The sequence below is a fragment of the Streptococcus hongkongensis genome (genome assembly GCF_053206145.1).
In genome coordinates, this window is sequence record NZ_JBRUGD010000008.1 from 39,714 (window position 1) to 59,563 (window position 19,850).

Sequence of the window (19,850 nt, forward strand, 5' to 3'; positions counted from 1 at the left end):
TCTAATATTTTTGAAAATTCGGATAATTGATATGAAAGTCGTTTTTGTTAGTAAAGAAACCTTAGAAAACATTATTTCTAATCATCCCACGCCATTTCATCTTTATGATGAAAAAGGGATACGAGAAAAAGCAAGAGCATTAAATAATGCCTTTTCATGGAATAAGCGCTTTAAGGAGTACTTTGCTGTTAAAGCTACACCAACTCCAACTATTTTAAAGATTCTTCAAGAAGAAAATTGTGGTGTTGACTGTGCAACAGATGTTGAATTGATGATGAGTCATGAACTTGGCTTTACAGATATTATGTTTTCATCAAATAATACAAAAACTAGTGAATATCAATTTGCCAGAGAAATTGATGCGACTATTAATCTTGATTCTTATGACCAAATTGAATTCTTGAAAGCTGCAGCCGGTCTTCCTGAGACTATTTCTCTTCGCTTTAACCCTGGAGGGACTTTTACCTTAGGCACAGCAATTATGGACCATCCTCAAGAATCAAAATTTGGGATGACTAAAGATCAACTTTTTCAAGGAATCAAAGTGTTAAAAGCAGAAGGTGTAAAAACGTTTGGAATCCATTCTTTTTTAGCTTCTAATACAGTAACCAATGATTATTATCCTGAGTTGGCTAAGGAATTGTTCTTGCTAGCTATTGAAATCAAAGAGCAGCTAAATGTCTCATTAGATTTCATTAATCTATCAGGGGGGATTGGGGGTCAACTGTCGACCAGAAGAAAAGCCGAATGATATTGCTGTGATTGGGCAGGGTGTCAAAGAAGTATTTAATGAATTGTTGGTTCCAAACGGATTAGGCGATTTAAAAATCTTTACGGAGTTAGGACGCTTCATGTTGGCTTCTCATGGTCATCTAGTAACGAAAGTGTTACACCGTAAAGAAACCTATAAAAAGTACGTAGGAGTTGATGCATCAGCAGTTAATTTACTTCGTCCTGCTATGTATGGTTCTTATCATCACATTACAAATTTGTCGCATCCTGATGCAATACTAGAAACAGTAGATGTAGTGGGTTCTTTGTGTGAAAATAATGATAAATTTGCTAAGGAACGCCAAATCCCAAATGCAGGAATTGGGGATATTTTGGTCATTCACGATACAGGGGCACATCGTTTTTCGATGGGATACCAATATAATGGTCGTTTAAGATCAGCTGAAATTCTCTTAAAGGAAAATGGTGATTACCGTTTAATTAGAAGAGCAGAACCTCCAGAAGATTATTTTGCAACAATTAGAGGATTTGATTTCTAAAAACCATTCCTTTAGGTGACTGATTTTAGAGGACCTCTATTTGTAAAAAGACTTGAAGTTTGATATAATAAGTGGAATAAAAAACTAGGAGAATTTACATACATATGTCTACAGCTATTTGGATTTTATTAATTATTGTTGCCCTTGCAGGTGGTCTTTTCGGAGGCGTATTTATTGCTCGCAAACAAATGGAAAAAGAACTAGGTGAGCATCCTCGTTTAACACCAGAAGCTATTCGTGAAATGATGAGTCAAACTGGTCAAAAACCAAGCGAAGCGAAAGTTCAACAGACTTATCGTAATATTATCAAACAAGCTAAAGCAGCTTCAAACAAAAGTAAAAAATAAGAATAGTTTAAGGATTGATAGCAGTTCAGGATAGCTATTTTTTACAAGTGAACAGTCATCAATAGTTAAAGTTTAAAAACTTTTGTAATTGATTTGCATTGTCAACTGTTCAGGGTTCAAAATCAACTCAGTTGGCATACCGACTGAGTTTTTTATGGTATTGATAGAAAAGAGATATAATGGATAATAGACCAATTGGTTTTCTGGACTCAGGAGTGGGTGGCTTAACAGTTGTCCGAGAGCTTAGAAGGCAATTACCTTATGAAAACATAGTTTATATCGGAGATTCAGCAAGAGCCCCTTATGGACCAAGATCAGCCGATCAAATTCGTCAATTTACTTGGGATTTAGTCAATTTTTTATTGACCAAAGATGTTAAAATGATTGTTTTTGCTTGTAATACGGCAACAGCGGTAGCTTGGGAGGAGGTTAAAGCGGCATTATCAATTCCGGTTCTAGGTGTTATATTACCTGGATCAAGCGCAGCGATTAAATCAACAACTACAAAAAAAATAGGGGTAATTGGAACACCAATGACGGTCTCCTCCAATATTTATCAAGAAAAAATTCAACTGTTAGCACCAATGGTTGACGTGACAAGTATAGCATGTCCTAAATTTGTTCCAATTGTTGAGTCTAATGAGATTAAGTCTAGCGTAGCTAAGAAGGTGGTTTATGAAACCTTAGCTCCTTTAGTTGGGAAAGTTGATACTTTGGTTTTGGGATGCACACATTATCCTTTACTAAGACCAATTATTCAAAATGTGATGGGACCATCAGTTCAATTAATTGATAGTGGAGCTGAATGTGTGCGAGATATATCAGTCTTACTAAATTATTTTCAAATCAATGCTAGTCCTAGTGAGATAATAGCTAATCATCACTTTTATACAACGGCAGGAATTGACAGTTTTCAAGAGATTGCAACAGACTGGTTAGAAGAAAATGTAAACGTGGAGCATGTGATACTATGATAAATAAAACTTACGAACTGAAAGATGACCAAAATTGGTTTATTGGTAAATGGAATGGCTATAATTCGATTGAATTATTGGGTGGTGTTCTTGATGAAGACATTAATAGTCTTAATCAACTGTTGGCGCCACTAAATAATCAAGAATTTGATGAAAAAAATTGGCAAGAATTTGGATATGCTATTACAGTAATTGAAAAAGAATCTGACTTTAAATTAATTTCTTTTGTGATTAATATGATTAATGAAGAAACAGGTCGCCATCTCGTTGCCATTGAGGAGGCTGGGGCAATTATTGTTCTTGAAGGTGAGACTATTTATGCCATAAGAGTACCTGATCAAGGTATCAGCAAAACAGCTTTTTTTGGCAAGTCCTCACAAAGTTTAGGAGATACTATCCTAATTGCAACACATAATCAGGGTAAAACAAAGGAGTTTCGTCAATTATTTGGTAAAATGGGATATAAGGTAGAAGACTTAACTGATTATCCAGAATTACCTGAAGTGGAAGAGACTGGGCTTACCTTTGAAGAAAATGCCAGACTAAAAGCAGAAACAATTGCCAATTTAACAGGCAAAATGGTGTTGGCTGATGATTCCGGGCTAAAAGTGGACATTTTAGGTGGCTTACCTGGTGTCTGGTCAGCAAGATTTTCAGGACCTGAGGCAACTGACTTGCGCAATAATGTAAAATTATTACATGAATTAGCAATGGTATTTGACAAAAAAGACCGTTCAGCTCAATTTCATACAACCTTAGTTGTAGCTGCACCAGGAAAAGACAGTTTGGTTGTCGAAGCAGATTGGCCGGGGTATATTGCGACGGAACCTAAGGGTCAAGGTGGATTTGGATATGATCCGCTCTTCATAGTTGGAGAAACTGATAAGCATGCAGCAGAATTATCAGCTGAAGAAAAAAATGAGATATCACATCGAGGTCAAGCTGTTAAGAAATTAATGGAGGTATTTCCATCATGGCAGGCAAAACTTTCATAGTTATGAGTGATACGCACGGAGATCGTGGTATTATTGAATCTATCAAAAATCGTTATTTAGGACATGTGGATGCTATTTTTCATAATGGGGATTCGGAATTAAAAAGTTCGGATGAGATTTGGCAAGGAATTCATGTTGTAGCCGGAAATTGTGACTATGACGCTGGATATCCAGACAAAAATATTATTACTATTGGTCCATACACTGTCGCACAAACACATGGGCACCTTTATCACATTAATTTTACTTGGGATAAGCTTGATTACTTTGCTCAGGAAGCACAGGCTGATATCTGTCTTTATGGGCATTTACATCGTGCAACAGCTTGGAAGTCTAGTGGCATTGTATTTATTAATCCCGGAAGCTTAGTTCAACCGCGAGGAGAAATTAATGAAAAACTATATGCCCGTGTGCAACTGTCTGATGACTTGATTAAAGTTGAATTCTTTAATCGAGACCATCAGATTTATCCCCTATTAACTAAGGAATTTAATCGATGATTGCAAAAGAATTTGAAAGCTTTTTACTTCAACATTTGGATAGTTACTTAATCCCTGCGGATGATTTAGCTATTTTTATTGACACCCATAATTCAGACCATGTTATGTTGTTATTAGTTAGTAACGGTTTTTCAAGAGTACCGGTCTTAACTAAGGATAGGATATATAAAGGGACAATTAGTATCTCTGATATTATGAATTACCAACGTAAAAACCAACTAACTGATTGGGAAATGAATCAAATGGATATTGGGGAAATGGTGAATACAAAAATTGAACCTATTTCGGTTACTGCTAGATTAGCAACAATTATGCATCAACTTGTTGAGTTTCCATTTTTGCCAGTTGTCGATAAGAAAGGAAAATTTGTAGGAATCATTACAAGAAAATCAATTTTAAAAGCAGTGAATTCCCTCTTGCATGATTTTACTGAAGGATATGAAATCGTTGAAAAACATGATTGAACACATTGACTTATTTCTTGACCAAAAATCAATTTCACAAAACACAAAACTTTCTTACCGTTATGACTTATTGCAATTTGTAGAGGTAATCGGTGATAGGCTTTCTCAGGATAAATTGAAATTATATCGGGAAAGCTTATCATCTTTAAGTCCAGCAGCCAAAAAGAGAAAGTATTCAGCAGTCAATCAATTTCTTTTGTTTCTTTATCAGCATAAACTGGTAATGGATTATTATTTTTTAGATGATAAAATTAGAGTGGAAGTTGATTCTGATAGTCCTAAGATTCGTGTTAATCCAGAATTATTTTATCAAGCTACAGCTTTTGAGTCGGGTCAGCTGATTGCATTGTTGACTTTGGAAATGGGACTCTTTCCTAACGAAATTGCTCAATTGTCGCATCAGTCCATAGATCTATCATTCGATGTGATACGCGTAACTCATAAAAAACGTGTGAGGGTGCTAACGATCCCCAAAAAAGTCATTCCGATTCTGGAAAAACAACTGATTTCACATCACAATTTCTTATTTGAACATGGTGGGAAGCCTTTTTCTAGGCAATGGTACTTCAGTCAATTAAAGAGTTTTCTTGAATCAATTGGGTATGGTCAGCTTTCTGCTCAAGATCTTCGAACGGAGTTTATCTTGACTCAAAAGGAGAAGGGAAAGTCGTTAATGGAGTTGAGTAAGGAACTTGGCTTAAAGAGTCCAATCACGCTAGAAAAGTATTATAAAAATTAATGGATATTAAATTAAAAGATTTTGAAGGGCCGCTTGATTTGTTACTCCACTTAGTTTCTAAGTATCAGGTGGATATTTACGATGTTCCGATTGTGGAAGTTATTGAGCAATACCTAGCTTATCTTAACACGTTGCAGGCTATGAAATTAGATGTAGCAGGTGAGTATATGGTGATGGCTAGTCAATTAATGTTAATTAAAAGTCGACGCTTATTACCAAAAGTTGTTGAAGTCGACGCTGAAGTTGATGATCCTGAAATGGATTTGCTTAGTAAGATTGAAGAGTATAGTCGTTTCAAAGAATTGAGTGAAGAACTTGGTAATCAACATGACCAAAGAGCCAAATTTTACTCAAAAGCTAAACAAGAACTGATTTTTGAAGATACCGTTTTAAACCAGGATAAGACAATTACGGATTTATTTTTGGCGTTCTCAAAAATTATGACAGTTAAACAAGAAGAGTTCAAAAATAATCATACGGTTATTGAGCGCGATGACTTTAGAATCGAAGATCTGATGACTCATTTGGACGATAAGTTAAGGCAACAAACTCAGTTAAAATTGTCTAGTGTTTTTCAAGAATGCTCCAGTTTGAACGAAGTGATTACCTTATTTTTAGCGACCTTAGAATTAGTAAAAATTCAACATGTCTATATTCAACAAGAACATAATTTTGGAGACATTGTTTTAAGAAAGGGAAATGGATGACTTATCTATCTCAAATAGAGGCACTTTTGTTTGTTGCTGGTGAAGAGGGACTTAGCTTACGAAATTTAGCTAGCATGGTTAATTTGACACCGACTGCTTTACAGCAACAACTTGAAAAATTGGCAGATAAATATAAAAGTGATGACGATTCCAGTCTATTATTAATGGAATCTGCTAATACTTATAAATTGGTAACAAAATCTGACTACTGGGAATTACTTCGAGCATTTGCTAAAGCACCAATGAACCAAAGTTTATCACGAGCTAGTTTAGAAGTTTTATCTATTGTTGCGTATAAGCAACCCATCACTAGAATTGAGATTGATGACATTCGGGGGGTGAATTCAAGTGGAGCCTTGAGTAAACTGCTAGCCTTTGAGTTAATCAAAGAGGCTGGAAAAAAAGAGGTTATTGGTCGACCGAATTTGTACGTTACATCAGACTACTTTTTGGACTTTATGGGAATCAATGACTTAAATGACTTAATCGATATATCTGAGGTCGATATGCAAGAGCAAGAAACAGACCTTTTTCATAATAATGATTAAATAGGCTTGCTAGAAATAGAAAAGAGAAAAAATGAGAATTAACAAATTTATTGCCCATGCTGGGGTTGCCAGTAGACGAAAAGCTGAAGAATTAATTAAACAAGGCTTGGTAACGATTAATGGTCAAGTTGTCACTGAACTAGCAACACTTGTAAAATCAGGCGATCAAGTAGAAGTAGAAGGTAGTCCAATCTACAATGAGGAAAAAGTATACTACCTATTAAATAAACCCCGAGGCGTTATCTCGTCTGTTTCTGACGATAAAGGGAGAAAAACAGTTATCGATTTATTACCTCAAGTTAAAGAAAGAATTTATCCAGTTGGTCGCTTAGACTGGGATACGTCTGGACTATTAATTTTAACCAATGATGGTGATTTTACTGATATGATGATTCACCCTCGAAATGAAATTGATAAGGTTTATTTAGCACGCGTTAAGGGAATTGCTACAAAGGAAAATTTACGTCCTTTGACACGTGGTATTGTGATTGATGGTAAGAAAACAAAACCAGCTCGCTATAATATTATTCGTGTTGAAGCGGATAAAAATCGTTCAATTGTAGAATTGACGATTCATGAAGGACGTCATCACCAAGTTAAAAAAATGTTTGAATCTGTTGGGTTATTGGTTGATAAATTATCTCGTACACAGTTTGGAACCTTAGATTTAACGGGTTTACGTCCAGGAGAAGCACGTCGCTTAAATAAGAAAGAAATCAGCCAACTTCATAATTCAGCTGTCACAAACAATAAATGAAACGACTATTAATTGCACCGGTCAGAGCTTATCAAAAATGGATTTCGCCACTTTTTCCACCATCATGCCGTTACCGACCAACTTGTTCAACCTATATGATTGAAGCAATTGAAAAACATGGTTTTTTGGGGGTCATAATGGGTATTGCACGTATTTTACGTTGTCACCCTTTTGTCAAAGGTGGAGATGATCCTGTACCGGATTATTTCACTTTACGAAGTCATAAGAAAATAAGATAAAATAATAAATTTTTAATGATAAATTCTTGACAAATGAGGTCAGAGTGCTATAATTAATAATAAGTTTTCGTTGATTTAAATCAAACCTGTTATGATTTAAGTTTGCGAAGCACCACAACCACATTGTTTGCTGAGCATGACTCCGAGCAGTGTGGTTTTTTTATGAGTGAAAAGGTAAAAATATAAATGAAAAAGCAACTAGAAGCTGAAGAATATCGAGAAAGTAATAGTAAAAACCATGTGGTTTTGTTTCAACCTCAAATTCCTCAAAACACAGGAAATATAGCTAGAACTTGTGCAGCAACCAATTCTCCCCTTCATATTATTAAGCCTATGGGATTTCCAATTGATGACCGAAAGATGAAACGCGCTGGCTTGGACTACTGGGATAAATTAGACGTTCGTTTTTATGATTCGTTGGATGACTTTTTAGAACAAGTAGACGGAGAGATTCATTTAATCAGTAAATTTGCAGAAAAGGTCTATTCAGATTATGACTATGACGATGGGCAAGCCCATTATTTTATTTTTGGACGTGAGGACAAGGGGCTACCTGAAGAATTCATGAGAAATCACTCAGATAAGGCCTTACGCATCCCAATGAATGATGAACATGTTAGAAGTTTAAATCTTTCAAATACAGTTTGTATGATTGTTTATGAAGCATTAAAACAACAGTCATTCCAAGGTTTAGAATTAAGCCATACATACGAACATGATAAGTTGAAGTAACACTAAAGCTGTCATAAGGGCCATCAGATCTAAAGGTATTTTCTTGCAAAAAAAAACGGCTAATTATGTGGTTGGTATTCTATTAACACGCTGTGGAACCAAAGAAGCACTGATCATAGTGATAATATAAATATTAAAGCACCTTTCTTTAAAATTACAACACTCTAACAATAGAAGGAGTCTGGGACAACTGTTCTCAGACTCTATTTTTTTATAGATTTATGTCTGTAAGGCAGTTGGTTGACTGGGCTCTAATACCTTGAAAATCAACTGTTACAGCCCTACTCCACTTTGCGGAGGTGGGACGACAAAATCAAATTTCTGTGAAATTACTGATTTTTGTCCTGCTTTTTTAATCAAAGGCCTTGCTATCATCTCAGATATTTGCTATGCTATAAGTGTCTTCAGGGCAGGGTGTAATTCCCGACCGGCGGTGACTAGTAAACTAGAAGTCCGCGAGCGCAAGCTGATGTGGTGTAATTCCACAACCGACAGTATAGTCTGGATGAGAGAAGACCGGCTTTTTGGGCTACTCTTTTTTGGTACCCAAATACGACGGAACTTCTTTCAATTTGAAAAAATTGGAGGAACTTTTTTATGTCAAAAACACAACGTATGGTAATGATTGCAGCCTTATCTGCTGTATCATTTGTCTTGATGTTTTTTAGCTTTTCAATCATTCCAGGGGCGAGTTTCCTAAAGATTGAATTTTCGATAATTCCTGTTTTATTGGGAGTGATATTACTGGATTTAAAGAGTGCCTATGTCATTCTTATTTTACGGTCATTATTAAAATTATTACTCAATAATAGTGGCATCAATGATTTCATTGGTTTACCAATGAATATTGTTGCCTTAGGCTTATTTGTGGCTGTATTTGCTGTAATCTGGAAACCTAAGCCAACTTTTAAACAATATGTTGGTGCTAGTCTTATTGGGACAATTGTTTTAACACTTTCAATGCTCTTATTAAACTATTTTTATGCCATTCCACTTTATGCTAAGTTTGCGAATTTTGATATTGGAACTTTTATTGGTGTAGGTAAATACATGATAGCCATGGTTTTACCATTCAATATTCTTGAAAGTTTAATATTTGCTATTTCATTTTATTTTGTGTATATTGCTTGTAAACCAATTTTAGAAAGATATACATAAGAAATGAAAAATAAGCAACAATACTGGGTCATTGCTTCGTTTGCATTCCTGATATTTGTTATGATTGGCTATATGGTGCGTTTTTTTCCAGAAAATTTAGTGCCGTTTGACCAAACGATACAGACAGCAGTTAGAGGAAATTTACCTGAGGAGCTAACTGATTTTTTCAAAATCATAACTAAATTTGGAAATGTTATGACCCAAATTATCATCGTCGTTATTTCAGTTAGCATTTTAGCCTTTAAAAGATGGAAAGCTGAAGCCTATTTTATGCTTACTATTGGCATAATTGCAGCAATTTTAATCACTGGATTAAAGCTCATTTATCAAAGAGGTCGTCCTTCGCTAATTCATATCGTGGTAGCAGATGGTTTTTCTTTTCCTTCGGGGCATTCAATGGGGAGTATGTTGATAATTGGAGCATTGATTATTATTGCTTATCAACGAATTAGTAACAAGGTTTTGAAAACTATTACAGTTAGTCTAATGGGCCTATTAATAGCTGCAATTGGAATATCGCGGATTTATTTAGGGGTTCATTACCCAAGTGATGTTTTAGCAGGCTTTATATTAGGATTTGGGATATTGGAATTCTTATACCCACTTTATGTGAAAAAACGGTTTGAATGGCGTTTTCAATCCAAACAAAAATAATCAGTGAACAACTCATCAGAGTTGTTTTTTTCTGTATATTTAATGCTATAATATGAATATGAAAAAGAGATATCAAACCCTTAATGGCTACTATCGGTGTACATTTGGAGAAAAAATTTTTAAGGTTCCTATTGATGCTGGTTTCGATTGTCCAAATAGGGATGGAACAGTGGCACACGGAGGGTGTACTTTTTGTACCGTCTCAGGATCAGGGGATGCTATTGTAGCGCCAGATGCCCCGATTCGGGAACAATTTTACAAAGAAATTGATTTTATGCATACGAAGTGGCCAGATGTCAAAAAATATTTGGTTTACTTTCAAAATTTTACTAATACTCACGCTCCTTTGGATAGTATTAAAGAACGATATGAACAAGCTATTTTTGAGCCTGGAGTTGTAGGTGTCAATATTGGCACGCGTCCTGATTGCTTACCTGATGATGTCATAGCTTATCTAGGACATTTAGCAGAGCAGATGCATGTTACTGTCGAATTAGGTTTGCAGACAACTTATGAAGAAACATCACAGATCATTAATCGTGCTCATTCCTATGACTTATATAAAGAAACGGTAAAACGACTTAGGAAATATCCAAAGATTGAAATTGTTTCACACTTGATTAATGGCCTTCCAGGAGAGTCTCGGGAGATGATGGTTGAAAATGTGAGACGTTGTGTTACAGATAATGCTATTCAAGGAATAAAGCTCCATTTACTGCATTTAATGACCAACACGCGCATGCAAAGAGATTACCATCAAGGTAGACTACAATTAATGTCACAAGAGGACTATGTTTCTGTTATTTGTGACCAATTGGAAATAATCCCAGAAGATATCATCATTCATCGCATAACAGGTGATGCTCCAAGAGATATGCTGATTGGTCCCATGTGGAGCTTAAATAAATGGGAAGTATTAAATGCAATTGATTTAGAAATGGAAAGAAGAGGCTCTTATCAGGGTTGTCGTAGCTTAATGAATTAAAGGAAACAAAGGAGAGAAAATGTCTGATACAATTATAAAAATAGAGCATTTATCCAAGTCATATGGCAGACATTTGGCATTAGATAATCTCAACTTAAGGGTTGAAAAAGGAGAGATTTTTGGCTTTTTAGGATCAAATGGAGCAGGTAAATCAACGACGATTCGCTGTATTCTTGAATTGATTGGTCATAAAAAAGGGATAATCACTCTGTTCAATAATCGTCATAAAACAAGTGAAGATTTATTAGAACATATCGGCTATATGCCATCAGAAGCAATGTTTTATCCGACTATGACAGCTAAGCAAGTTATCCGTTTTGCTGCCAAGGCTCATTCTAAAGATTGCACAAAGGAAGCAGACCGTATTTGTCAATTGTTAGATGTTCCCTTGACTAAAAAAATTCAGGATTTATCACTTGGAAATCGCAAGAAGGTTAGTATTGTATGTGCTTTGCAGCATCAGCCAGACTTGTTGATTCTTGATGAACCGACATCTGGTTTAGATCCTCTCATGCAAGAACGTTTCTTCCAATTACTCCTGGAAGCCAAAGAGGCTGGAAGGACAACTTTCCTTTCATCACATGTATTATCTGAAGTAAAGGACTATTGCGACCGGGTCGGTATCCTTAAAAAAGGAAAACTCTTAGCAGTGGATACCGTTGAAAACTTGATGCGCAGTAAAAAGAAAACAGTGACAACTTGGAAAGATGGAGAGTCTAATACCTTTACTTTTGAAGGGGAAATAACTCAACTGCTTGCTGATTTGAGTCAATTAAATCCTGATGATGTTTTAATTGAGGAACCTAGCTTAGAGGAACTATTTATGCATTATTATCAGGAGGATGGCAAATGATTATTAGACATGAATTACGTCAAAATACCAAAAGTCTTTTGATTTGGGCCCTTTCAGTCGGTGTTAGCAGTGCTCTTTGTATCTTGCTTTATGAAAGTGTGGCAGATAGTATAAAATCCATCGCTAATCTTTATCAGGATATGGGAGGTGTCTCTAAGGCTCTAGGGATGGACAAAGTCTCCATTGCAACATTAGGGGGGTATTATGCAGCTGAGATTGCATTGATTTATTCCTTGGGCGCTGCCATGTATGCTACCTTACTTGGGATATCAATTGTCGCTAAGGAAGAAGAAGGGCATACTGCTGAATTTCTTTATAGTTTACCTTTGAGTAGACAACGCGTTCTTAATGGCAAATATATGGGTATGCTAGTCTGTTTAATGTTTTTCAATGTCATTAGTATCGCACTCGAATTTCTTGGCCTATGGAAAGTGAATATGACGTTTGATTATACAGCTTTTTGGCAATACCATGGCTTAGTCCTCTTACTACAAATTGAAATTGCCAGTCTTTGCTTTATGATTTCTGCTTTTACTAGAAAACGGTTGATTGGTCTTGGTATGGGAATCGTTTTATTGGCTTACTTTATGGATATTATTTGTCGCCTAGTAGAAAAAGTTGATTACCTTAAATTTATGACACCCTTTTACTTTGCAAACGCAACCGATCGATTTGGTGGGCAAAACTTGGACTGGAAGATGTTACTGGTTGCATTAGCTATTACCTTAATTTCAATCGTAACGGCAAGCCTTATTTATAATAATCGTGATTTAGCAAGTTAGGAAGAAAAACGTGAAAAGACCAATTCAATTATCACATGAATTTTTAGAAGAAATAGTAACAAGGGATAGTTGTTTTGTTGATGCAACTATGGGGAATGGCTTTGACACATTACATTTTGCACCATTAGTAAAAAATGTCCTTGCCTTTGATATCCAAATGGAAGCAATAGAAGCAACTAAAGCCAAATTGGAGGCAGCTAATCTTAATAATGTGCAATTAATCCATGATGGCCATGAACATGTTGATCGTTATGTAGATCAGATTGATGCGGCTATCTTTAATTTGGGTTATTTGCCAAGCGCCAATAAGGAGCTCATAACAAAACCAGATACAACGATAATGGCTGTTGAAAAAATACTTGAAAAATTAGTAACTGGTGGTCGGATTGCTATTATGGTCTATTATGGTCATGATGGTGGTCAAGAAGAACGGCAAGCCTTAATGACCTATTTGTCTGGTCTAAACCAGAAAGAAATAACGGTTATGACTTATCAGCCTATTAATCAAGTTAATAATCCTCCCTATCTGCTTATGATTGAAAAATACAACTAGAGTCTGGGACAGAGGTGATTGGTGTTAGAAAAATAATTGTTGTGGAAAATTTTAAGATATCAAAAACAAAATATCTGTTATCAAATAAATATGTGCTATAATGAATGTACTATATCTATTTTTAGGAGTTACAACTAATGGAAGACCCTGTGAGTCAGCCCTTATATTTACAATTTTTATTACTATTTTTCTTAACATTGTTAAATGCATTTTTCTCTGCTAGTGAAATGGCTCTGGTTTCATTGAACCGATCTAGAGTTGAACAAAAAGCAGCAGATGGAGATAAGAATTATAGTCGTTTATTATTTGTTTTGGAGCAACCCAATAATTTCTTATCCACAATTCAGGTTGGTATTACCTTTATTGGACTACTATCAGGGGCAAGTTTATCAGCCTCACTTGGTAAAGTTTTTTCACAATGGATGGGTGGATCTGAAACAGCCCAAACAGCTGGAAGTATTATTTCACTTGTTTTCTTAACCTATATCTCGATTGTGCTAGGAGAGCTTTATCCAAAACGAATTGCCATGAATTTAAAAGATAAATTGGCAATTATTTCTGCACCAATTATTATTATATTAGGCAAAATGGTTAGTCCTTTTGTTTGGTTGTTATCAGCTTCAACTAATTTACTGAGCCGTTTAACACCGATGACCTTTGATGATGCCGACGAACAAATGACCCGTGATGAAATTGAATACATGTTGTCAAATAGTGAAGCGACATTAGATGCCGAAGAAATCGAAATGTTGCAAGGTATTTTTTCACTTGATGAATTAATGGCGCGTGAGGTAATGGTTCCTAGAACCGATGCTTTTATGATTGACATCAATGATAATACCATGGAAAATATTAAAGAAATTTTGAGTCAAAGTTTTTCAAGGATACCTGTTTATGATGATGATAAAGATAAGGTAATTGGTCTTGTCCACACCAAACGTCTCCTGGAAGCAGGCTTTAAAGAAGGTTTTGAAAATATCAATATGAAGCGTATTTTGCAAGAACCACTATTTGTTCCAGAGACTATCTTTGTTGATGATCTTTTAAGACAATTTAGGAATACGCAAAATCAAATGGCCATACTTTTAGATGAATATGGTGGAGTAGCAGGTCTTGTTACACTGGAAGATTTATTAGAAGAAATCGTTGGTGAAATTGATGATGAATCTGATAAGGCTGAAAAGTTTGTTCATGTTATCGGAGAAGACACTTATATTGTCGTTGGGACGATGACTTTAAATGATTTCAATGAGTTTTTTGAAACGGAACTTGAAAGTGATAATGTGGATACTATTGCAGGTTTCTATATAACAGGTACTGGTAATATCCCAAGTCAGGACGAAAAAGAAAGCTTTGAATGTGATAGTAATGGTAAACACTTAATTCTTATCAATGATAAGGTAAAAGATGGACGCATTACCAAGCTTAAAATGATTGTTTCTAATATAGAACAGAATATTGATGAAGACTAGGACATTACCTAGTCTTTTTTCTTAAAAATGATATAATGAAACTGTTAAACGTTTTCATGAAAAGGAGAATAAATGGCAGATATAGATTACAGTCAAGTAACAGGTATGATTCATTCTACAGAGAGTTTTGGTTCAGTAGATGGACCTGGAATTCGTTTTATAATATTTATGCAAGGCTGTAAAATGCGTTGTCAGTACTGTCATAATCCAGATACATGGGAAATGGAAACTAACAAGTCACAAGAGCGAACAGTCAGTGACGTCTTAAAAGAAGCTTTGCAATATAGACATTTTTGGGGTAAAAATGGTGGTATCACGGTTTCTGGTGGGGAAGCTATGCTTCAAATTGATTTTATTATCGCTCTCTTCACGGAAGCAAAAGCATTAGGGATTCATACCACTCTGGATACCTGTGGTTTTGCTTATCGTGCTAAACCGGAATACCATGAAAAACTAGATACATTGTTAGCTGTCACAGACTTAATTCTTTTAGATATTAAAGAAATCGATGAAGAACAACATAAAATTGTTACCAGACAGCCTAACAAAAATATTTTACAGTTTGCTCAGTATTTATCTGATAAAGGTATTCCAGTATGGATCAGACATGTTTTAGTACCAGGCTTGACCGATATTGATGACCATTTAGAACGTTTGGGTGACTTTGTTGCGACTTTAAAAAATGTCGATAAATTTGAAATATTACCCTATCATACGATGGGGGAATTCAAATGGCGTGAATTAGGCATTCCTTATCCTCTGGAAGGGGTAAAACCGCCAACAAAAGAGCGCGTTCAACATGCCAAAGAGTTGATGAAAACGGAAACTTACACAGAATACCTCAATCGAATTCATCAATCATAAATGAGGCTAGCTGATTGCGCTGGCCTTTTAAATTCCCTTAAATTAAAGAAGCATACTTTGATTTTAGCCTCTAATTTTGCTAAAATAGAGTGAATAAAAAGAATGAGGTACAAACATGTCTAAAATTTTTGTTTTTGGTCACCAGAATCCAGACTCTGATGCGATCGGATCATCTTATGCTTTTGCTTATTTAGCAAAACATGCTTATGGTTTGGATACAGAAGCTGTTGCTTTAGGTGAACCAAATGAAGAAACTACATTTGCTCTGGATTATTTTTCAGTGGCTGCACCACGAGTGGTAGAATCTGCTAAATCTGAAGGTGTGGATACAGTTATCTTGACCGATCATAATGAGTTCCAACAATCAATTTCAGATATTAAAGAACTAACTATTTATGGCGTTGTTGATCATCACCGTGTTGCCAACTTTGAGACTGCTAACCCATTATTTATGCGAGTTGAACCAGTGGGATCAGCGTCATCAATTGTTTATCGTATGTTTAAAGAAAACAATCTTGATGTACCAAAAGAAATTGCCGGCTTAATGCTTTCTGGTTTAATTTCAGATACCTTATTACTAAAATCACCAACAACTCACGTGACAGATGTTAAATTGGCTGAAGAATTAGCAGAGCTGGCAGGAGTTAACTTAGAAGAGTACGGAATGGCGTTACTTAAAGCAGGTACAAACCTCTCAAGTAAAACAGAAGAAGAATTAATTGACATCGACGCAAAAACATTTGAACTGAATGGCAATGCTGTTCGTGTCGCACAAGTTAACACTGTTGATATCAATGACATTTTAGAACGTCAAGAAGCCATTGAAGCAGCTATCAAAGATGCCATTGCAAAAGAAGGCTACTCAGACTTCGTTCTTATGATCACCGATATTGTCAATTCAAATTCAGAAATTTTAGCAATTGGTAGCAACATGGATAAAGTTGAAGCAGCTTTTGAGTTCTCACTTGAAAATAATCATGCCTTTTTAGCAGGAGCAGTTTCACGTAAAAAACAAGTTGTTCCACAATTAACAGAGAGCTTTGGTGCCTAATGTCATACATTGTAAATTTTAAAGAAATTGAAACGACTTTATTAGAAGATAGCTCAGTTAAAGATGTACTAGCTGGCCTTCGTGCGAATGAAGCCCGTTATTTCTGGAATAAATATAAGATTGACTACGAAGTCTTTACACCAGAAGAGAAGCCAGACATTCTCCCATTTATTGAAAAAGTTTTAGAAGAAAGAGATATGGTCTTTCCTTATAAAGCACTCTGTGTCTCACAGATGGAAGTTGATGGCATTTTATGGTCACATGTTTATTATGATAATGGACTTGCTGTAAATGTTTTATATACTTTAGCAGAAGGTGGCAAACGTGCCGTTGGCTTCAAATTATCAAATGGTATTGAGATTCCACAAGAATTTGAAGGCAAATTTAAATTTGCTCGCCAACGCTCAAAACTGGCAGGAGAAATTCGCGGAACATTCTTTGTTGTCAAAAAAGAATATTTATAAAGAGAAGGAGGAATCCTTCTTTTTTGTTATAATAGTGTCATGATTAAAATAATAAACCCGGATAAATTAACAGCACAGCCATTTTTTCAAGATCTCGTTAATTATTTGGCTGAACATAATGATGTCATTTTACGACAACTCAAAAAAGATTTTCCTGAACAAAAAAACTTGGACCGCCACTTAGAAGATTATATCCAAGCAGGTTATATTGTGCGCGCTGAAAAACGCTATCACCTAGCTTTGCCAATGCTTAATACTTTAGATGGTGTCAAATTAGATCAAATGGTTTTTGTTGATGACTGCTCTGCTATTTACCAAGATTTAAAAGAGCTACGCTTTGAAACGCAATTACCTAATACCACTAATGAGTGTGTCATCATAGAATCAACGGACTTTGAACGACAAGAATTGACCCTTTCAAATTATTTCTATCGTTTAAACCATCGCTATCCCCTCTCAGAGCAACAGCTCCCATTATATAAGCTTATTGGTGATGTTAATGCACAATATGCCTTGAAGTATGTATCAACTTTTTTAACCAAATTTCTACGCAAGGATGTCGTCAAGCAGAAATCAACAGATATTTTTTGTCAGACCTTAGTTTTACTGGGCTATCTTGAAGTGATTGATGAAGCAAATTATAGCTTACAGATGATAATGGACAAAGAGCAATTAATATTTACAGCAAAAAAACCTTAGACAATATAAAAGGTGTCTAAGGTTTTTACTTTGTTTTTGACATAAGGTAAAGAAAATAGGGTGCCCCGAGGATTGAAATGACAATACCAGTTGTGATACCAGTACCAACTAAAAAGACACGAACAATGGTATCAGCAAATAGTAGGAAAAGCATTCCAAGTAAAGCAGCAAGTGGCATTTTTTGACGATGATCAGAACCAATTAATTGACTTGCGATGTGTCCAGCAATCAGTCCGATAAAGGTGATATTACCAAGTAGTAACACACTAAGTGCAGCTAAGCTTGTTGATAAGCCAAGTGTTATGATCCTTTCTTTTTCAATGGATAAACCAAGAGAAAGAGCAGTTTCATCTGTCAGGCTAAGGATATTAAGGGAATGGCTTCTTGCGTAAGCTAGGCCTAATAATATGATCATGCCAGGTATGGCTAGACTCAGACTGGGCCAATTATCCCCAACAATTTGACCACTCAACCAATGGATAATAGAGTCTAATTTAAATGGGTTAACCTGACTGGTGATTGCTATCATCAAACTGGATAGCATCAATGATAAGCCGACACCAGTGATAATAAGTGAATGGCTTTTTAAGTGACCAGACTTGTTGAGCGAGAGTCCATATACTAAAGTAACAGTGATAATTGCTGCTAGAATGACTAATAATGGTAGGTAAGTAATAAGTAGTGGGCAGTCAGTAGCAAAAATAGTAACTAGTGTCACTGCAATACCAGCACCGGCATTTATGCCTAAGATACCTGAGTCAGCCAGTGGATTCTTACTGAGTGTTTGTAAGAGCATACCAGAAATAGCAAGACTTGCACCGCCAAAGAGAGCTGCTAATATTCTAGGTAATCGAATGGTCGTGATAATAAATGTCGTTTGCACGTCAGCTTTTCCAAAAAGGGCATCAAAAACGGCAAGTAGTGACAGTTGTGAATCACCAATAGATAAGCTAAATACCATTAACAAGGCTACGAGAAAAAGCAGACTGGTTACTAAAGGGATAAATCGTTTCTTTGTCATTAGTTTTCTGCCTTTCTAACCAACCATAAGAGTACAGGGAAGCCTAAGATACTAATGACGGCTGTAATTGGTGTTTCGTATGGCGGATGGAGCGTTCTACAAAATAAGTCAACCCAGACGATGAAAGCTGCACCAAGAATGCCAATAATTGGCAGAGCTTGCTGATAGTTGTTTGGAATAAACCTTTTTGTTAGATGAGGAATAATGAGACCAACAAAAGCAATATTTCCAGCCAATGAGACAGAAGCTGAAGAGAGTAGAAGGACAATAGCTAAGAAAATCAGTGTTAATGCCACAGTTGATTGGCCTAGCGATTTTGCTTTTTCCTCTGCTAAACTGAGGATGCTTAATTGATAGGCTAAACAATATAAGATGATGACAGAAAAAATGATAATTGGTGCTATAAATGATAACATTTTCCAGTTTACACCAACTAGACCACCGGCTTGCCATCCAATAATGGCAGTGGCTAAGTGAAAATAATTAATCAAAGCCTGGCCAATTGCTGACAAAAGCATAGCGACCATCGCACCGGATAAGATGAGTCGCATTTGTTGATATCCTTTTCCCTTTTGATAGGACAGTGTAAAAACGAGTAAACAAGCTAGCGTTGACCCAATCATTGAAATGATAATGATTAGTGAATAGTGTAAGTGTGGCCATATTGCATAGGCAAGAGATAGTGCTAAAGCAGCGCCGGCATTAATTCCTAATAGCCCTGGATCCGCAATTGGATTTCGTGTGACTGCTTGCATAATGCTACCTGACAATGCTAATGAAGCCCCAACTAGGATAGCGGCACAAATTCTAGGCAGGCGAACAGTAAATAGGATTGTATAGATGTTACTAGAGGGCCCTGCTTTTAAAGCAGTTAATAGTTCGTGAACGGTTAGTGGCTTTGCTCCATATAAGAGACTTAAATAAATGCCTAGAAAAAGAATTAAGCAACTTATGAAAAGAATAAGCCAAAAGTGATTTGGCCTATTCTTAAATTGACGTCTTTGTTGTCCATATAACATGA

Annotated in this window: 24 protein-coding genes, 1 pseudogene and 1 riboswitch; of the genes and pseudogenes, 23 read left to right on the forward strand and 2 right to left on the reverse strand. The window is 35.8% G+C overall.

The window, feature by feature from the left end; genetic code table 11:
- The first annotated feature begins 31 nt into the window (after positions 1–31).
- The 23 genes and pseudogenes from ACVRZD_RS06215 (at position 32) to ACVRZD_RS06325 (ending at position 17,808) form a co-directional block, all read left to right on the forward strand.
- Positions 32–1,271: pseudogene (locus ACVRZD_RS06215) on the forward strand (diaminopimelate decarboxylase).
- A gap of 104 nt (positions 1,272–1,375) precedes the next feature.
- Positions 1,376–1,618, forward strand: coding sequence for a YneF family protein (locus ACVRZD_RS06220; RefSeq protein ID WP_037625468.1), 243 nt, complete (start codon positions 1,376–1,378; stop codon positions 1,616–1,618).
- 179 nt (positions 1,619–1,797) lie between these two features.
- A complete protein-coding gene (gene racE / locus ACVRZD_RS06225; protein ID WP_037625466.1) occupies positions 1,798–2,592 on the forward strand; it encodes a glutamate racemase in 795 nt (264 codons plus the stop codon).
- Positions 2,589–3,587: a nucleoside-triphosphate diphosphatase gene (locus ACVRZD_RS06230; protein WP_037625464.1), complete on the forward strand. Its 999-nt coding sequence runs from the start codon at positions 2,589–2,591 to the stop codon at positions 3,585–3,587. Before racE ends, ACVRZD_RS06230 begins: the two co-directional genes overlap by 4 nt.
- Positions 3,566–4,087, forward strand: coding sequence for a metallophosphoesterase (locus ACVRZD_RS06235; RefSeq protein WP_447450364.1), 522 nt, complete (start codon positions 3,566–3,568; stop codon positions 4,085–4,087). Before ACVRZD_RS06230 ends, ACVRZD_RS06235 begins: the two co-directional genes overlap by 22 nt.
- A complete protein-coding gene (gene cbpB, locus ACVRZD_RS06240) occupies positions 4,084–4,551 on the forward strand; it encodes a cyclic-di-AMP-binding protein CbpB (RefSeq protein WP_037625462.1) in 468 nt (155 codons plus the stop codon). The genes ACVRZD_RS06235 and cbpB overlap by 4 nt, the downstream gene beginning before the upstream one ends.
- On the forward strand, positions 4,544–5,290 hold the full coding sequence (xerD, locus tag ACVRZD_RS06245; protein ID WP_037625546.1) for a site-specific tyrosine recombinase XerD: 747 nt from the start codon (positions 4,544–4,546) through the stop codon (positions 5,288–5,290). Before cbpB ends, xerD begins: the two co-directional genes overlap by 8 nt.
- A complete protein-coding gene (locus ACVRZD_RS06250) occupies positions 5,290–5,997 on the forward strand; it encodes a segregation/condensation protein A (protein ID WP_037625461.1) in 708 nt (235 codons plus the stop codon). The genes xerD and ACVRZD_RS06250 overlap by 1 nt, the downstream gene beginning before the upstream one ends.
- Positions 5,994–6,545 carry an SMC-Scp complex subunit ScpB gene (scpB, locus tag ACVRZD_RS06255; RefSeq protein ID WP_037625460.1) on the forward strand — a complete coding sequence of 184 codons (552 nt, stop codon included), beginning with the start codon at positions 5,994–5,996 and terminating at the stop codon, positions 6,543–6,545. The genes ACVRZD_RS06250 and scpB overlap by 4 nt, the downstream gene beginning before the upstream one ends.
- Positions 6,546–6,576: 31 nt before the next feature.
- Positions 6,577–7,302, forward strand: coding sequence for a pseudouridine synthase (locus tag ACVRZD_RS06260; protein WP_037625459.1), 726 nt, complete (start codon positions 6,577–6,579; stop codon positions 7,300–7,302).
- Positions 7,299–7,541 (forward strand): membrane protein insertion efficiency factor YidD, encoded by a 243-nt coding sequence (yidD, locus tag ACVRZD_RS06265; RefSeq protein WP_037625458.1) that lies wholly within the window; start codon positions 7,299–7,301, stop codon positions 7,539–7,541. The genes ACVRZD_RS06260 and yidD overlap by 4 nt, the downstream gene beginning before the upstream one ends.
- Before the next feature lie 186 nt (positions 7,542–7,727).
- Positions 7,728–8,273 carry a tRNA (cytidine(34)-2'-O)-methyltransferase gene (locus ACVRZD_RS06270; protein WP_037625456.1) on the forward strand — a complete coding sequence of 182 codons (546 nt, stop codon included), beginning with the start codon at positions 7,728–7,730 and terminating at the stop codon, positions 8,271–8,273.
- Positions 8,274–8,669: 396 nt separating this feature from the next.
- Positions 8,670–8,794, forward strand: a riboswitch (FMN riboswitch).
- A 76-nt stretch (positions 8,795–8,870) separates the two neighbouring features.
- Positions 8,871–9,431, forward strand: a complete 561-nt coding sequence (locus tag ACVRZD_RS06275; RefSeq protein WP_037625454.1) for an ECF transporter S component — start codon at positions 8,871–8,873, stop codon at positions 9,429–9,431.
- A gap of 3 nt (positions 9,432–9,434) precedes the next feature.
- Entirely contained in the window at positions 9,435–10,085 is a 651-nt protein-coding gene (locus tag ACVRZD_RS06280) for a phosphatase PAP2 family protein (RefSeq protein ID WP_037625451.1), read from the forward strand.
- A gap of 58 nt (positions 10,086–10,143) precedes the next feature.
- On the forward strand, positions 10,144–11,070 hold the full coding sequence (mnmL, locus tag ACVRZD_RS06285; RefSeq protein WP_037625544.1) for a tRNA modification radical SAM protein MnmL/YtqA: 927 nt from the start codon (positions 10,144–10,146) through the stop codon (positions 11,068–11,070).
- A 19-nt stretch (positions 11,071–11,089) separates the two neighbouring features.
- The gene (locus tag ACVRZD_RS06290; RefSeq protein WP_447450365.1) at positions 11,090–11,923 is read left to right on the forward strand and encodes an ABC transporter ATP-binding protein; all 834 of its coding nucleotides are present in this window, start codon (positions 11,090–11,092) and stop codon (positions 11,921–11,923) included.
- Entirely contained in the window at positions 11,920–12,705 is a 786-nt protein-coding gene (locus ACVRZD_RS06295; RefSeq protein ID WP_037625449.1) for an ABC transporter permease subunit, read from the forward strand. The genes ACVRZD_RS06290 and ACVRZD_RS06295 overlap by 4 nt, the downstream gene beginning before the upstream one ends.
- Positions 12,706–12,715: 10 nt before the next feature.
- Entirely contained in the window at positions 12,716–13,258 is a 543-nt protein-coding gene (gene mnmM / locus ACVRZD_RS06300; RefSeq protein ID WP_037625447.1) for a tRNA 5-(aminomethyl)-2-thiouridylate-methyltransferase MnmM, read from the forward strand.
- A 137-nt stretch (positions 13,259–13,395) separates the two neighbouring features.
- Positions 13,396–14,730: a hemolysin family protein gene (locus tag ACVRZD_RS06305; RefSeq protein WP_037625445.1), complete on the forward strand. Its 1,335-nt coding sequence runs from the start codon at positions 13,396–13,398 to the stop codon at positions 14,728–14,730.
- A gap of 72 nt (positions 14,731–14,802) precedes the next feature.
- Positions 14,803–15,594: a pyruvate formate-lyase-activating protein gene (gene pflA, locus ACVRZD_RS06310; RefSeq protein ID WP_037625443.1), complete on the forward strand. Its 792-nt coding sequence runs from the start codon at positions 14,803–14,805 to the stop codon at positions 15,592–15,594.
- 115 nt (positions 15,595–15,709) lie between these two features.
- On the forward strand, positions 15,710–16,645 hold the full coding sequence (locus tag ACVRZD_RS06315; protein ID WP_037625441.1) for a manganese-dependent inorganic pyrophosphatase: 936 nt from the start codon (positions 15,710–15,712) through the stop codon (positions 16,643–16,645).
- On the forward strand, positions 16,645–17,109 hold the full coding sequence (locus tag ACVRZD_RS06320) for a DUF8821 family protein (protein ID WP_037625439.1): 465 nt from the start codon (positions 16,645–16,647) through the stop codon (positions 17,107–17,109). The genes ACVRZD_RS06315 and ACVRZD_RS06320 overlap by 1 nt, the downstream gene beginning before the upstream one ends.
- A gap of 39 nt (positions 17,110–17,148) precedes the next feature.
- Positions 17,149–17,808: a DUF1803 domain-containing protein gene (locus ACVRZD_RS06325; RefSeq protein WP_037625438.1), complete on the forward strand. Its 660-nt coding sequence runs from the start codon at positions 17,149–17,151 to the stop codon at positions 17,806–17,808.
- A gap of 25 nt (positions 17,809–17,833) precedes the next feature.
- Here ACVRZD_RS06325 and ACVRZD_RS06330 read toward each other — a convergent pair whose 3' ends face one another.
- Positions 17,834–18,829 (reverse strand): FecCD family ABC transporter permease, encoded by a 996-nt coding sequence (locus ACVRZD_RS06330; RefSeq protein ID WP_037625436.1) that lies wholly within the window; start codon positions 18,827–18,829, stop codon positions 17,834–17,836.
- Positions 18,829–19,848 carry a FecCD family ABC transporter permease gene (locus ACVRZD_RS06335; protein WP_037625434.1) on the reverse strand — a complete coding sequence of 340 codons (1,020 nt, stop codon included), beginning with the start codon at positions 19,846–19,848 and terminating at the stop codon, positions 18,829–18,831. The genes ACVRZD_RS06330 and ACVRZD_RS06335 overlap by 1 nt, the downstream gene beginning before the upstream one ends.
- Positions 19,849–19,850: the final 2 nt, after the last annotated feature.

Bases quoted from the DNA above. Each gene is read 5' to 3' on its own strand.
- ACVRZD_RS06235 (WP_447450364.1), top strand. From the start codon at position 3,566: ATGGCAGGCAAAACTTTCATAGTTATGAGTGATACGCACGGAGATCGT.
- ACVRZD_RS06260 (WP_037625459.1), top strand. From the start codon at position 6,577: ATGAGAATTAACAAATTTATTGCCCATGCTGGGGTTGCCAGTAGACGA.
- ACVRZD_RS06305 (WP_037625445.1), top strand. From the start codon at position 13,396: ATGGAAGACCCTGTGAGTCAGCCCTTATATTTACAATTTTTATTACTA.
- racE (WP_037625466.1), top strand. From the start codon at position 1,798: ATGGATAATAGACCAATTGGTTTTCTGGACTCAGGAGTGGGTGGCTTA.
- xerD (WP_037625546.1), top strand. From the start codon at position 4,544: ATGATTGAACACATTGACTTATTTCTTGACCAAAAATCAATTTCACAA.
- ACVRZD_RS06250 (WP_037625461.1), top strand. From the start codon at position 5,290: ATGGATATTAAATTAAAAGATTTTGAAGGGCCGCTTGATTTGTTACTC.
- ACVRZD_RS06295 (WP_037625449.1), top strand. From the start codon at position 11,920: ATGATTATTAGACATGAATTACGTCAAAATACCAAAAGTCTTTTGATT.
- ACVRZD_RS06220 (WP_037625468.1), top strand. From the start codon at position 1,376: ATGTCTACAGCTATTTGGATTTTATTAATTATTGTTGCCCTTGCAGGT.
- ACVRZD_RS06330 (WP_037625436.1), bottom strand. From the start codon at position 18,829: ATGACAAAGAAACGATTTATCCCTTTAGTAACCAGTCTGCTTTTTCTC.
- ACVRZD_RS06320 (WP_037625439.1), top strand. From the start codon at position 16,645: ATGTCATACATTGTAAATTTTAAAGAAATTGAAACGACTTTATTAGAA.
- ACVRZD_RS06275 (WP_037625454.1), top strand. From the start codon at position 8,871: ATGTCAAAAACACAACGTATGGTAATGATTGCAGCCTTATCTGCTGTA.
- ACVRZD_RS06270 (WP_037625456.1), top strand. From the start codon at position 7,728: ATGAAAAAGCAACTAGAAGCTGAAGAATATCGAGAAAGTAATAGTAAA.
- ACVRZD_RS06290 (WP_447450365.1), top strand. From the start codon at position 11,090: ATGTCTGATACAATTATAAAAATAGAGCATTTATCCAAGTCATATGGC.
- ACVRZD_RS06325 (WP_037625438.1), top strand. From the start codon at position 17,149: ATGATTAAAATAATAAACCCGGATAAATTAACAGCACAGCCATTTTTT.
- ACVRZD_RS06315 (WP_037625441.1), top strand. From the start codon at position 15,710: ATGTCTAAAATTTTTGTTTTTGGTCACCAGAATCCAGACTCTGATGCG.
- cbpB (WP_037625462.1), top strand. From the start codon at position 4,084: ATGATTGCAAAAGAATTTGAAAGCTTTTTACTTCAACATTTGGATAGT.
- pflA (WP_037625443.1), top strand. From the start codon at position 14,803: ATGGCAGATATAGATTACAGTCAAGTAACAGGTATGATTCATTCTACA.
- ACVRZD_RS06335 (WP_037625434.1), bottom strand. From the start codon at position 19,848: ATGTTATATGGACAACAAAGACGTCAATTTAAGAATAGGCCAAATCAC.
- scpB (WP_037625460.1), top strand. From the start codon at position 5,994: ATGACTTATCTATCTCAAATAGAGGCACTTTTGTTTGTTGCTGGTGAA.
- ACVRZD_RS06280 (WP_037625451.1), top strand. From the start codon at position 9,435: ATGAAAAATAAGCAACAATACTGGGTCATTGCTTCGTTTGCATTCCTG.
- yidD (WP_037625458.1), top strand. From the start codon at position 7,299: ATGAAACGACTATTAATTGCACCGGTCAGAGCTTATCAAAAATGGATT.
- mnmL (WP_037625544.1), top strand. From the start codon at position 10,144: ATGAAAAAGAGATATCAAACCCTTAATGGCTACTATCGGTGTACATTT.
- ACVRZD_RS06230 (WP_037625464.1), top strand. From the start codon at position 2,589: ATGATAAATAAAACTTACGAACTGAAAGATGACCAAAATTGGTTTATT.